Consider the following 12659-nt stretch of genomic DNA (forward strand, 5'->3'; position numbering starts at 1 on the left):
CTATATTAAAATAAACTAAAAGCAAAGCAACAAAGTGAGGGAGGAAATTATGTTTACTTTATATACATTAGATAATGGACTAAGAGTAGTAACAGAGTATATTGAACATGTTAATTCAATAAGTATTGGTGTAATGGTCCAAAATGGATCAAGAAATGAGACTAAAGATGAGAATGGGATATCTCATTTTATTGAGCATATGTTCTTTAAAGGAACAGAAAAAAGAACATCTAAAGATATAGTGCAGGAAATAGAAAATATTGGTGGACAAATAAATGCATTTACAAGTAAAGAAACTACTTGTTATTATTTAAAATCTTTAAATACCCAAATGGATTTGTGTTTAGATGTTTTATCTGATATGTTATTAAATTCTAAATTTGATGCAGAAGAAATAGAAAAAGAAAAAGGCGTAGTCATTGAAGAGATAAATATGAGCGAAGATAATCCAGAAGATGTTTTAGATGATATACATTCTAAAGCTATATTTGGAGATAGTACTTTAGCATATCCTATATTAGGAACAATAGATAGAATTAAATCATTTGATAGAGAGAAAATAAAAAACTATATAGATAGACATTATACACCTTCTAATTCTGTAATAAGTATTTGTGGAAAATTTGATATAGATGAACTTAAAAAGAAAATCGAGCATTATTTTGGTGGCTGGAAAACAACTGATAAATATACACCTCAATATACAATTCCAACACTTCATAATGATAGTGCTTTTACAGAGAAGCAAATAGAACAACTTCATATTAATCTTGGATTACAAGGGCTACCTTATGCTGATGATAAATCTTATTCGTTATTATTATTAAATAACGTATTTGGTGGAGGAGCGTCTTCAATACTTTTTCAAAAGGTTAGAGAAGAACTAGGGTTATGCTATACAGTATATTCATACCCTCAAACATATTTAGGTGTTGGTACTTTAAATATATATACTGGATTAAGCAAACAATTTGCTGATAATGCTTTAGAAGTAATAGATAGAGAATTAAAAATGTTTAGTAAGAATGGTATATGTGAAGAAACACTTAAAATTAATAAGGAAAAAATAAAGGCATCTTATATTTTGGGATTAGAAAGCACTTCGTCTAGAATGTTTGCAAATGCAAAATCAGTTTTATTACAAAACAAAATAAAGACTCAAGAAGATGTTATAAATAAAATTAACAAAATTAGTAATGAAGACATAAACTGTGTATTGGAGAGATGCTTTAAACCAGGAATTATTAGCTCCGCATATGTTGGGCAAAGTGTAGATATTACTAAATTAAACTCAATAATAAAATAATTTTATAATATAACAATAATTGAATTATGAAGTGTACTAAACTACCTCCTAAACGCATAAACTTATGTATAGATAAGGGGGTAGTTCTTATGAAAGATTATGAATATTATGAAAAAAAAGCAGATAATAGCTTAAAAATGCTTAGTGAATTAGAAAGATTTGAAATATTTAATTTAGAATCAGCTGAGAAATATGACAATGCTCAGAACATTGATTTTATTATAGATGAAAATGGTTATATAAAATATATGATCGTAGGAGTAAATGGTAGTAAATTTAGTTTTTTATCTAGCCGTGAATATGTAGAAATTCCATGGGACTGTGTTACAAAGGTTGGAGCTAATGTAATAGTAATCTCTGCAGATGAAACAAAAATTAGGCGTGCACGAGCTTAAAAACAGTTATGCACTGCTTAAATTTTAAGGGGGAACAATCCTTGGAAATTATAGTGCAAAAATTTGGGGGAACATCTGTATCTACAGAGGAAAGAAGAAAACAATTAGCTACTAAAGTTAAAGCTGCTATTGATAACGGAATGAGTCCTGTTGTTGTAGTATCTGCCATGGGGAGAAAAGGTGATCCATATTCAACTGATACACTATTATCACTTGTAGGAAAAAAGTTTATGAGTGATAATAAAAATGCTCAAGATTTATTAATGAGTTGTGGGGAAATAATTAGTTCGGTTGTTGTATGTAATACTCTTTATAATTACGGAATAAAAGCTGTTCCATTGACAGGTGGCCAAGCTGGTATATTAACTGACGATAATTTTACTAATGCTAGCTTTATTAATACAGATCCAAGTAAAGTTTTAGAACTTGTGAAAAATGGAATAGTTCCAGTAGTAACAGGATTCCAAGGTATTACTAAAGATGGCTTAATCACAACGTTAGGCCGTGGAGGAAGTGATACTTCAGCGTGTATTCTAGGGGTAGCTTTAAAGGCGAAAGAGATTGAAATTTATACAGATGTTGACGGAATTATGACAGCGGATCCAAGATTAGTAGATGATGTGTCGTTAATAGACGAAGTAACTTATAATGAAGTTTATCAATTGGCCGATCAAGGTGCTAAAGTTATTCATCCTAAAGCTGTAGACTTAGCTAAAAAAGCTAATATACCACTTATAATAAAAAACACTATGTCAGATAGTAAAGGAACCTTAATTATTAGAGACGTTTCAGAGGAAAATAAGCGCTTTATAACTGGAATTACTCATTTAGATAATAGAATTCAGGTAAGAGTAAGATTATCAGAAAATCCAAATCATGCAGCATATAGAAGTTTATTAGATAGTCTAGCAAAAAATAATATTAGTTTAGATTTAATCAATATTTTTCCAGCTCATCAAATTTTCACAATAAATGCAGATGAAAAAGAAAAATTAAATCAAGTATTAACTAAAGCTAATATAAACTTTACTACAGTTGAAGGCTGCAGTACCATTGCAATAGTTGGAAGCGGAATGACTGGAGTACCTGGAGTGATGGCTAAAATAATTAATACTTTAACAGAAAATAATATTGAAGTACTTCAAACTACAGATTCTAATATAACTATCTGGTGTTTAATTTATACAAGCAAATTAGCACAAGCTATGAATTTATTGCATGAAAAATTTGGTTTATAATAAATTAAGTATTAATAAAAGATTCATTAAAATTAATGAATCTTTTATTAATTTTAGAAAAAAATATTTATAATGGTAGGAAATTGATTTATAATAAGTAAGAATAATAAAACATATTTTACAAAGGAGAATGAAAATGTTTAAAGGTAAAAGGTTTTTAAAAATATTATTGGTAGCAGGATTAGCCAGCTTATCTTTAGTAGGGTGTGGTACTAAAGCAGAAGTAGAACCTGTTAGATTAGGAACTCCAGAAGAATTAGTAGAAACATTTATTAAAGATAATGAAGAAAAAAATGTAAGTGAAATGGTGAAATTATATTCAGATGTATATGTAGATTCAACAGGATATGACTTATCTACAATTGAAAAAATATTAGAAAAATCTAAAAAAGAATATGAAATAGTAAATTCTGAGTTAGTTAGTATGGAGGATTATAGTGACACAATCAAAAGAGCTACTATAAAAATAACTTCAAAAGCTAATGAGGAAGAAACTACTGCTGACTATGAGTATGCTCTAATAAAAGAAGAAGATGGATGGGCTATCTCTCCAGACGGGATTATAGCATGTGAAAATTTTGATATTCCTATGTACAATAAAGGTGAATTGACTCTAAATTTAGCTAAAAATATTAAATTGTTTGAAGGCGGTATATTAAGAGTTAAAGTTTATAATGATTCTAAAAATAAATTTATGTTTGGATCAGAAGCTAATAAATGCGAAATAATTGTTGAAACATCAACAGGGAAATATGTAACAACTATGGATGAACCAACAATGTTAGATAAAAAAGTAAATAGTTATTTCTTAGCTAGAATCACAGAATTAGATGGTGAAATAAATAAAGTTACAGTTACTAATATATATGAATTAGATAAAGATGAAAATATCATAGAAGATAGTAAAAAAGATATAATTGCCTATCAAAAATAAGAAAAATACCTCCTATTATTTAGGAGGTATTTTTTTGTACATTTCATTGCATATTTTGTAAAACTCATTAGGCATTCCTAAGGTAACAATGTTCTCTAATATTTCTTTATGCTTTATAAGAGGAATTGAATCAAGAATATCCTTGCAATATGATATACAACTTAAAATCAAAAAATCCATTTCAGCTATTATATTTTCAAGATTATCCTTATAGTTTTCTTTATTTAATTTATGAATTACTATAAGTGGATTAAATTGATTAGATAAAATATCGTCCTCTAAGTCATCAAAAGCATCCATAAGATAAATATATTTACCGATATAATATCCTAGTTTATATAACATCTCCCTTAAGGTAGAAGAATCGTTATAAAGGGTATGAGGATAATTTTTAAGAATAGAAGCCATTATATCACTAAAAGGATGACAAACTTCGTCAAAGGTATCAAAATTTTTATTTATTTCCATACTTGATAAAGTAGCTAGATTAGTTTTTATAATTTTATTAATATTAGCATAATTTAACTCTGCCTTTTTACTATATGGAGATAGAAAGATATTGAAAACTTTGCTTTTCTTATTATTATCATCATTAATATTATCTTTTAGCTTATAATCAAAAAAAGTAACACTTAAATTTGCAGCATATTTTAATGCATTTGTATCTTTTATTACTTGAATATCATAAGTAGGATGCTTAATACATCGTTTATTCTCAATAATAATGGATTCATTACTCAACCCTTCTAATATAAAACCAATAAAAGTCATATCGTAGTTCAAAGTTAATCTTGGTATATTCCCAAAGTTATTTTTTATTGAATAACATAAACCATGGTAGTAGCTACGAAAGTATTCAAATTCTTTTACCTTAAGCTCAATTTTTAATGGTGTAATATATCCAAACATTAAGATGCTCCTTTAGTTAGAAATTAGCACATACCGCCACCGCCATTGCCACACATATTCATATTATTTGGTGACATTAAGTTTTGCATTAACATACTTTGAAGTGGATTTCCGTTTTGCATATTACCGCCTCCAGCTAAAGGATTTCCACCACCTGCTAGAGGATTTGCGCCACCTGCCATATTATTTAGTATATTGGCTGCATTAGCTTGATTACCTCCACACATGTCTCCGCCATTACCCATTCCTTGTCCAGCTCCACCACCGCAGAGATCCATATCATTTTGAGAATTATTTTGTGCAGTTACTCTAGCGTAATTGGCTCTAATTTGAGATATTTTTCTTGTTAATAGGCGCATAGTTTCTTGATATTCATCATTATCTGGATTTAATTCTACAGCAGTTTTTAAATGATTAACACCAGCACTGAACCAACCTTTTTTTAATAAAACAAAGCCTTTTAAATAATTCCATTCTGCATTTTTTTTATCAGTAATTAAATTTAACTCTGTTTCAGCAGCAAGGAATTGTTCAGATTCTATTAAATCTCTTATTTCTTTTAATTTTATATCATTTGTTAATGTATGAAAGGCCTCATTAACTTTTGAAAGCTTTTCTTCGGTTAAAAATTCTACCGGATTATCTGAATTAGCATTAAGGTTATTAGATTCTATTATATTTTTGTAAGCAACTTCAATTTCATCTTTAGATGCATTAGGTCTAATACCTAAAACCTTATAAGGATTCATATATATATAGCTCCTTTATTAACTATTGAATTATTATAATATATTCTTAAGTTAAAGAAAGAGTGATTGAATGAATGAATCAAATTTTTATATAAATATTTAATATTTGAAATAATAAAATGTGTAAAATAGGAAGATATAAGTTTAAAAAAGTGTATATAATAAGCGAATTTTTTAAACTGGTAATTAAGAGTTAATAGTAATTTAAAAGTGACAAATAGCGATTAAAGATTAATAAATCTTCGCCTTTTGTCACTTTTAAAAAATTACGTATCTTTTATGATATATATTTTTAAATACAGTCTATTAAATCACCGCCCATACATTCACAACATGTATCTAAACAAATTAAATCGCAGCAACTAAAATTACAATCACAACAGCAATCATCACAACAACAGCAAGAACAGCCTCTATTATGGTGTCTGTATCCGGATCTATTGTAATCATCGCTATAACGTTTTCCTCTTCCAAAGAAATTAACTAAATCATCTTTATATATTGAATTATTTGGAGATAAATCATTAGCAATTTTAAGATGATTTAACGCTTCATCAAACCATTGTTTTGAAAGCAGTACTTTGCTATACAAATAATGCCAAATTGAATCGTTACATGGATTACTTTTTAATAAAAGTTCTGCAGTAGTATAATCATTTATGTTTATTAGATTTTGAATTAAAGCATAATTCATAATATCCCTCCACATAGTTTATAGTATTAATTATACACAAAGTTAGATGAAAATATTAAAAAAGTACGAAGATAAATTAAATTTTACTTATCATAAATAGACAAGTATGATAAAATTATTAAAAAACTAAAGAATGGAGATTGAAATTATGACATTATTTATATCTTATCCTAAATGCACAACTTGTATAAAAGCTAAAAAAAATTTACAAAACAATAATATTGACTTTGTCGAGAGACATATAGTTGAAGAGAATCCAACTAAAGAAGAATTAGCAAAGTGGATAAAACAAAGTAATTTAGAAGTAAAAAAATTCTTTAATACATCAGGTAAATTATATAAAGAGATGGCATTAAAAGATAAGCTTAAATCTATGACAGATGAAGAAAAAATAGAATTACTAGCAACAAATGGGATGCTTGTTAAAAGACCAATATTAATTAAAGATGATACGGTTCTAGTTGGTTTTAAAGAAGATGAATATAATAATATAAAATAGATTAGATAAGTTAGGGAGTTTTATATAATGACAGATAGAGTACCAAAAGAATATATTTCAAAAATAGCAAAGGCATCAACATATTTTGCTTTTAAGAATGGTCCAATAAAAGAAATGTTAAAAGATAATAAATTATCAGAAGAAGATTTAAAAGTAATTCAAAAATATATGGATGATCATTTAGCGTATTTATATACAGTTTTACTTGAAGAGAATAACTTAAAAAAATTTGATTTAATAGTAAATACTATGAGTAAGTTTTATGTGAATGATAGTGAAGAAGTAATGATTAATGATGATGGGTTTGACAAATTTTACGATAGTCTATTCCCGAAAAGTAGTAATATAACAATAAAATAATAATACTTAGGAGGAATTAAAATGTATATTGCATTTGGAAATAGAGTTGTTGATAGTAAAGATTTTATAAAGGTGATAGAAGAAAATACAGAGTTTAAAGTAATAAAGGACATGAGTAAAGGTTCAAAAAGAGAAGATATAGTTGCTTTAAATTTAAGTATAGATATATCAGAATTAAATGAAGTTATATCAGAAAATTATAAAATAGAAGACCTAGATGAAGATACACTATTTGAAGAGTATATGACTATATCTGAAGAAATAGGATATGAAATAGAAGAATATTTACCTGAAGATGCAATAGTAAAATTTCAAGCTTATAAATGGGATCCATCAGATAATGATGTGAAAGCTATAATAGTTATAGTTCATGAAGAATTAGGTGAAAGAAAAGCAATGGATCTAATAAAGAGATTATTAAAACAAGTTGAATAATTATAGAAACAACCTTATGTTGAATAAATAAGCATTAAACTACAGAAAATATCATAAGAACTATGTAGGAAGGAAGATTTCTATGACTTATGATGTTAAGCCAATATTAGTTATTAGTAAATGTTTAGGCTTTGATGCTTGTAGATATAATGGTGGAATTGAAAATAATAGTTTTATAGAAAATTTAAAAAAATATGTAGAATTTATAACAGTGTGCCCAGAGTCAGATTCAGGGTTATCTACTCCAAGGGATATTTTAAGAATAGTTCAAAAAAATGATAAATTAGAGATAGTTGTATCAAAAACAGGAGAAGACGTTACAGGGAAATTATGTGATTTTATAGAAAAGTTTTTGACTGATTTAGGAGATGTTGATGGATTTATTTTAAAAAATAAATCTCCAACATGTGGATTAAAAGATGCTAAGATATATACATCAGTAGATAAAGGGGCTGCTATTAGAAGAGGAAAAGGAATTTTTGTTAAAAAAGTAAGTAATAAATATCCTAATATAATAATTGAAGATGAAGGAAGACTAACAAATTTTAAAATTAGAGAACATTTTTTAACTAGAATATTTGTATTAGCTAATTTTAGGAATGCTAAAAAAAGTAATGATAAAGATATGTTAAGAAACTTTCATTTACAAAATACACTATTATTTTTAGCTTATAGTCAAAAGTACTCAAAATTATTAGATTCGTTAATCTATAATGATGAATCTTTTAATAGTAACACCGTATTTATTGAATATGAAAAATATCTTAATAAACTATTAGAGAGAGCTCCAAGATATACATCAAATATAAATGTATTATTAAAATCTGTTGATAGTTTTAAAGATAATATTACGCAGGACGAAATGCAGTTTATTTGGAATACAATAGATAAATATAAGAAGGGATTAGTTCCTTTTTCAGTACCTTTATATTTAGTAAAGGGATACATAGTAAGATTTGATTTAGAGTATTTACTAAACCAAAGTTTTTTTATGCCTTATCCAGAAGAGTTAATTCATGTTAGTGATTCAGGAAAACTTATACATTAGAATTTTAAATTAAATGTAATTCTAAACTGAATAGTATTTTTTATAAGGATAATACTAAGCTTATAAAGTTTTAGGAGGGTAACACATGAATAATTCAAATGAATGGAATAACTGGAAGGAAGCTCTAGGGAAAGCTGTGGATTTAGGAGAAGATATTGGACTATCAAATAATAGTATAAATAATATAGCTGAAAAAGTTGGAGGTTTTCTAGCTAATCATGTTGAACCTGCAAATGATGAAGAAAGATTACTGAAAGAACTTTGGGATGTAGGAAATCAACATGATAAGCATGTGTTAGCAAAACTAGTAGTTAAAATGACACAAAAATAATTATATTACGCCAGAAATACAATTAAAGTATTTCTGGCGTTTATGTATTTAAAATAATAATATTATGTTGTAGATATATATTTAACTCAAATCACATATAAATAACTTGTAGTAATTTATAAGGAGAGTTATGTTGTATACTAGAAGTGCTTTAAGAAATTTTTTGTTTTGGGTTAGTCTTGCTATAGCAGTAAATATTATTATTTATTATCTATATGGAGCAGGTGATGCATTAGAATTTTTAGGTGGATATGTTATCGAATTAAGTTTAAGTGTAGATAACTTATTTTTATTCCTTGTTATATTTTCAAGCTTCGGAATTCCAATTAATTATCAACATAGAGTTTTAGCTTACGGTATATTTGGGGCAATGATATTAAGATTTATATTCATATTTTTAGGAATTGCTGTAGTAAATAGATTTCACTGGTTACTATATATTTTTGGATTTATTCTTGTAATAAGCAGCATTAAGCTATTTACCAATCATAATGAAACAGAAGAATTTAAAAGTAATCTTTTTATGAGATTTATTCAAAAAATAATACCAGTAACTAATAAAATATACGGTCAAAAGTTTTTTGTAAGAATAAATGGGCATCTTTTGGCAACACCATTAATGCTAATTTTGATTTTAATAGAGAGTTCTGACATTATATTTGCTCTAGATTCCATTCCAGCAATTTTTTCTATAACTACCAATCCATTAATAGTTTATAGTTCAAATATTTTAGCGATTTTAGGTTTAAGAAGTTTATATTTTTTACTTGTAAAACTTGATTCGATGTTTAAATGTATGAGATATGGAGTAGGATTTATTTTAATGTTTACTGGTATTAAGTTAATTATTTTATATTTTAATATAGTTATACCAACGCTTATATCTCTATTGATAATATTTATTATTTTGCTTTTTAGTATATTATTTTCGTTGATTATTGATTAGGGGTATATTAGAATAAATAAAAGTAACTTAAACAAAGGAGGATAATATGAAAAAAATTGCAGCTTTTTTTGATATTGATGGAACAATTTATAGAGAAGGTTTAATTACAGAAGTATTTAAAAAAATAATTAAATATGAATTAGTAGACGAGGAGAAGTGGTATAAAGAAGTACGTCCAGCATATTTATTATGGGATAAAAGGCAAGGAGATTATGATACATATCTTTTAAAGATGGTGGATATTTATGTAGAAGCGATTAAAGGAATTAGCAAAGAGCAAATAGAGCATGTAGCTAAAAAAGTTATAGAACAAAAAGGTGATAGAGTATATACTTTTTCAAGAGAAAGAATAAAATGGCATCAAGAACAAGGACACATAGTTATTGCAATATCCGGATCCCCATATGAATTAGTAAAAGAGATGTCACAAAAATATAATATGGATGATTTTAAAGGTACAATTTATATAAGTGATAAAAATAATAACTATACTGGTGATGTTATTCCTATGTGGGATTCAGAAAGTAAGGAAAAGGCTCTCTTGGAAATGAAAGAAAAGTATAATATAGATTTATCAGCTAGCTATGCATATGGAGATACAGCTGGAGATTATACCATGTTTAAGTTAGTTGGAACACCGTATGCGATAAATCCTACAAAGGAACTATTACATAAAATAACCAATGATAAAGAAATAAATGATAAGATTAACATAATTGTTGAGAGAAAAGATGTAACATATAAGTTAACTACTGATAATTTAGAGCTATTATAATTGAATTTTAAATATGAAACTTTTTATTGTAATGGAATAAGATATCTACTATAAAGATTATGTTAGGGGCGAAAAGCTTGATAGGTCTTACTGATTTATTAATTTATCTTGATGAAGAATTAACAAAAAATTTAAACTCCCTAGTTATAAAGGGATATATAGAAAAAAGAACTTCTAGGTGGATCGAAGATAGAACTATTTCAGGAAATATTAGATTTCAAGATAGAGAGCAATATTTTGAAGAGGATAGATGTATAAGAGATGAACGAGATGGATATAAAGGTAAAAATTATAATAGTGCAGATTCTTTAACAAATACTAAAGAAAAAGCTGAAGGATTAGATGGGAGAAGATTTATAAGAAGAGAAGAGGAACTTACAAGAATTTATACTGTATTCGAACTTCATAATCAATTAGTAAATGGATTAAATGATTCTAACATATTAAAAAATGTTTCCGATGAATGGATGAGTGATGATATATCTGTTGGAGACTATATACAGCTTAATGGAGTTATTGGAGAAGATTCAATATTATCCTATGTAGATGTTTGTTGTAATTTAATTAATTGTATAGGATGCGATACTCTAAATTCTTTAGCTAAAAGTACATCTAGTAATATATATAATTATAATGTTCTATCTAGTTCTTTAATAACTCTTAGAGATTATTTAAATGTAAATAATACTCAAGATGTAATTATTAATACTAATAATAATGATGTAGTGGTAATGATGAATAATCAATATTTATTTAATAATTATGGTAATATTTACGAAAGGGCTGGATGTCCTTGTAAAATAATAGGAAAGGTCATAAGAGTTTGTGAAGAAGGTGAATATATACATTTGTTAAGAAAAACAGGTCAACCAGAGTTTTACGAAAAATTGCTTGCTTCACATAGTATATTAAATAATAGCCTAAAGAGCAATGGATTAATTATTCCTACAGAGCCGAGAGTTAAAGTAGAAGGAAAAACTCTATTAGTAGTACCAATAAGTATGAGTATTTAAGTATATAGTATAATAAGAAAATTAGGAGATTTTATTTATCTCCTAATTTTTTGAGTTTTTATATATAAAACTTAGAATTTTAAAATATAGTGTAATAGCTTCCTTAGTAGATAGATTCTCCAAATAGTGTGTACAAGTTTCTAATGATAGAAGTTCAAAGTTGTTATTGTTATTTTTAGATTCATTAAAAAGTTTTAAAGAACTACTATATGGAACAATGGTATCTACTATACTATGAATAATAAGTGTATTAGGTAAATCTTCTTTTACGTAATTAATAGGACTGTATAATTCGGAAATATTTTCTATATCATATGTGTCAAATTTTTCTGCTACTTCTGTTGGAGCTAGAGAGATATTTATTTTTGATAATTCTGTAGGGCCAAATAAATCTACAACGTAAGATATATTAGATGGATAAGAGGCTAAACTTAAATCATCTATAAACATATTATTATCAGAAAAAGCGGCAATCATAGAAAGTTGTGAACCTGCTGATGGGGATACTATTCCTATATTATCAGTATCAAAGTTATAAATATCTTTATTTTTATATATCCATCTTATAGTATCCTTAATATCTGATATTTGTTTATCAAAAATTGCATCTGTTTTTAATAATTCATAAGAAGTAGATATTATTGTAAACCCTTCATTTCTTAGTATTTCGATTATTGGCGATAATTCAGATGGTAGATTTTTATTACCATACATCCAGGAATCACCGAAAACATATATTATAACAGGGGATGCGCCCTTATTAGTCTTTTTGGGACTATAAATATCTAAGGTTAAATCTAGATTTCCTCTACTTTTATATACTACATCTTTATATGATACTTCTGATGTAGGTTCTGTATAAAAGTTGCTAGCAATTACAGCTAAGTTACTATTTAGATTGATTATTTCTTTTGTTATATTAAAATAAAATCTTATGGAATCATAACTTAATGTAATAAAAAATATTAATAATAAAAATAAAGGAAGTATAATTTTTTTCATATATTTAAACAAATTTATCACCAAC

General features: G+C 26.6%; 16 protein-coding genes. 12 read left to right on the forward strand and 4 right to left on the reverse strand.

Going from position 1 to position 12659, the window contains the following annotated elements; translation table 11 throughout:
• The first annotated feature begins 49 nt into the window (after positions 1 to 49).
• From ARA56_RS00800 to ARA56_RS00815, 4 genes are all read left to right on the forward strand, one after another.
• Complete coding sequence (locus tag ARA56_RS00800) at positions 50 to 1306, forward strand: M16 family metallopeptidase (RefSeq protein WP_055262951.1); 1257 nt, start codon at positions 50 to 52, stop codon at positions 1304 to 1306.
• An 89-nt stretch (positions 1307 to 1395) separates the two neighbouring features.
• The gene (locus tag ARA56_RS00805) at positions 1396 to 1701 is read left to right on the forward strand and encodes a YlmC/YmxH family sporulation protein (RefSeq protein ID WP_055262953.1); all 306 of its coding nucleotides are present in this window, start codon (positions 1396 to 1398) and stop codon (positions 1699 to 1701) included.
• Between the two features lie 41 nt (positions 1702 to 1742).
• On the forward strand, positions 1743 to 2939 hold the full coding sequence (gene dapG, locus ARA56_RS00810) for an aspartate kinase (RefSeq protein ID WP_055262954.1): 1197 nt from the start codon (positions 1743 to 1745) through the stop codon (positions 2937 to 2939).
• Between the two features lie 136 nt (positions 2940 to 3075).
• A complete protein-coding gene (locus tag ARA56_RS00815) occupies positions 3076 to 3873 on the forward strand; it encodes a hypothetical protein (RefSeq protein WP_055262956.1) in 798 nt (265 codons plus the stop codon).
• A gap of 15 nt (positions 3874 to 3888) precedes the next feature.
• On the opposite strand, the gene ARA56_RS00820 is transcribed toward ARA56_RS00815, so the two are convergent.
• The 3 genes from ARA56_RS00820 to ARA56_RS00830 all read right to left on the reverse strand — a co-directional run bounded on the left by ARA56_RS00820 (position 3889) and on the right by ARA56_RS00830 (position 6225).
• Positions 3889 to 4782 (reverse strand): DUF5685 family protein, encoded by an 894-nt coding sequence (locus ARA56_RS00820; RefSeq protein WP_055262958.1) that lies wholly within the window; start codon positions 4780 to 4782, stop codon positions 3889 to 3891.
• 23 nt (positions 4783 to 4805) lie between these two features.
• On the reverse strand, positions 4806 to 5531 hold the full coding sequence (locus tag ARA56_RS00825; protein WP_055262960.1) for a J domain-containing protein: 726 nt from the start codon (positions 5529 to 5531) through the stop codon (positions 4806 to 4808).
• Positions 5532 to 5823: 292 nt separating this feature from the next.
• Positions 5824 to 6225: a tetratricopeptide repeat protein gene (locus ARA56_RS00830; protein ID WP_055262962.1), complete on the reverse strand. Its 402-nt coding sequence runs from the start codon at positions 6223 to 6225 to the stop codon at positions 5824 to 5826.
• Between the two features lie 145 nt (positions 6226 to 6370).
• Here ARA56_RS00830 and ARA56_RS00835 point away from each other — a divergent pair, with 145 nt between their 5' ends.
• The 8 genes from ARA56_RS00835 (at position 6371) to ARA56_RS00870 (ending at position 11632) form a co-directional block, all read left to right on the forward strand.
• On the forward strand, positions 6371 to 6724 hold the full coding sequence (locus ARA56_RS00835; protein WP_148315725.1) for an arsenate reductase family protein: 354 nt from the start codon (positions 6371 to 6373) through the stop codon (positions 6722 to 6724).
• 27 nt (positions 6725 to 6751) lie between these two features.
• Complete coding sequence (locus ARA56_RS00840) at positions 6752 to 7084, forward strand: hypothetical protein (RefSeq protein WP_055262966.1); 333 nt, start codon at positions 6752 to 6754, stop codon at positions 7082 to 7084.
• 21 nt (positions 7085 to 7105) lie between these two features.
• Positions 7106 to 7519, forward strand: a complete 414-nt coding sequence (locus ARA56_RS00845; protein ID WP_055262968.1) for a hypothetical protein — start codon at positions 7106 to 7108, stop codon at positions 7517 to 7519.
• Between the two features lie 82 nt (positions 7520 to 7601).
• Entirely contained in the window at positions 7602 to 8567 is a 966-nt protein-coding gene (locus ARA56_RS00850; protein WP_055262970.1) for a YbgA family protein, read from the forward strand.
• Between the two features lie 85 nt (positions 8568 to 8652).
• Positions 8653 to 8898, forward strand: coding sequence for a DUF3243 domain-containing protein (locus ARA56_RS00855; RefSeq protein ID WP_055262972.1), 246 nt, complete (start codon positions 8653 to 8655; stop codon positions 8896 to 8898).
• A gap of 133 nt (positions 8899 to 9031) precedes the next feature.
• Positions 9032 to 9844, forward strand: coding sequence for a TerC/Alx family metal homeostasis membrane protein (locus tag ARA56_RS00860; RefSeq protein ID WP_055262974.1), 813 nt, complete (start codon positions 9032 to 9034; stop codon positions 9842 to 9844).
• Positions 9845 to 9890: 46 nt separating this feature from the next.
• Positions 9891 to 10619, forward strand: coding sequence for an HAD-IB family hydrolase (locus ARA56_RS00865; protein ID WP_055262977.1), 729 nt, complete (start codon positions 9891 to 9893; stop codon positions 10617 to 10619).
• Positions 10620 to 10696: 77 nt separating this feature from the next.
• Positions 10697 to 11632, forward strand: a complete 936-nt coding sequence (locus ARA56_RS00870) for a hypothetical protein (protein WP_055262979.1) — start codon at positions 10697 to 10699, stop codon at positions 11630 to 11632.
• Between the two features lie 42 nt (positions 11633 to 11674).
• Here ARA56_RS00870 and ARA56_RS00875 read toward each other — a convergent pair whose 3' ends face one another.
• The gene (locus ARA56_RS00875; protein ID WP_055262981.1) at positions 11675 to 12646 is read right to left on the reverse strand and encodes an alpha/beta hydrolase; all 972 of its coding nucleotides are present in this window, start codon (positions 12644 to 12646) and stop codon (positions 11675 to 11677) included.
• Between the last annotated feature and the right edge of the window lie 13 nt (positions 12647 to 12659).

Origin of the sequence: Clostridium disporicum (genome assembly GCF_001405015.1) — a bacterium.
In the GTDB taxonomy this organism is placed as follows: Bacteria; Bacillota; Clostridia; order Clostridiales; family Clostridiaceae; genus Clostridium; species Clostridium disporicum_B.

What these genes read in the sequence shown, in the direction of transcription:
- ARA56_RS00800 (WP_055262951.1), top strand. Translation starts at nt 50, where the DNA reads ATGTTTACTTTATATACATTAGATAATGGACTAAGAGTAGTAACAGAG.
- ARA56_RS00805 (WP_055262953.1), top strand. Translation starts at nt 1,396, where the DNA reads ATGAAAGATTATGAATATTATGAAAAAAAAGCAGATAATAGCTTAAAA.
- ARA56_RS00815 (WP_055262956.1), top strand. Translation starts at nt 3,076, where the DNA reads ATGTTTAAAGGTAAAAGGTTTTTAAAAATATTATTGGTAGCAGGATTA.
- ARA56_RS00820 (WP_055262958.1), bottom strand. Translation starts at nt 4,782, where the DNA reads ATGTTTGGATATATTACACCATTAAAAATTGAGCTTAAGGTAAAAGAA.
- ARA56_RS00825 (WP_055262960.1), bottom strand. Translation starts at nt 5,531, where the DNA reads ATGAATCCTTATAAGGTTTTAGGTATTAGACCTAATGCATCTAAAGAT.
- ARA56_RS00830 (WP_055262962.1), bottom strand. Translation starts at nt 6,225, where the DNA reads ATGAATTATGCTTTAATTCAAAATCTAATAAACATAAATGATTATACT.
- ARA56_RS00840 (WP_055262966.1), top strand. Translation starts at nt 6,752, where the DNA reads ATGACAGATAGAGTACCAAAAGAATATATTTCAAAAATAGCAAAGGCA.
- ARA56_RS00845 (WP_055262968.1), top strand. Translation starts at nt 7,106, where the DNA reads ATGTATATTGCATTTGGAAATAGAGTTGTTGATAGTAAAGATTTTATA.
- ARA56_RS00850 (WP_055262970.1), top strand. Translation starts at nt 7,602, where the DNA reads ATGACTTATGATGTTAAGCCAATATTAGTTATTAGTAAATGTTTAGGC.
- ARA56_RS00855 (WP_055262972.1), top strand. Translation starts at nt 8,653, where the DNA reads ATGAATAATTCAAATGAATGGAATAACTGGAAGGAAGCTCTAGGGAAA.
- ARA56_RS00865 (WP_055262977.1), top strand. Translation starts at nt 9,891, where the DNA reads ATGAAAAAAATTGCAGCTTTTTTTGATATTGATGGAACAATTTATAGA.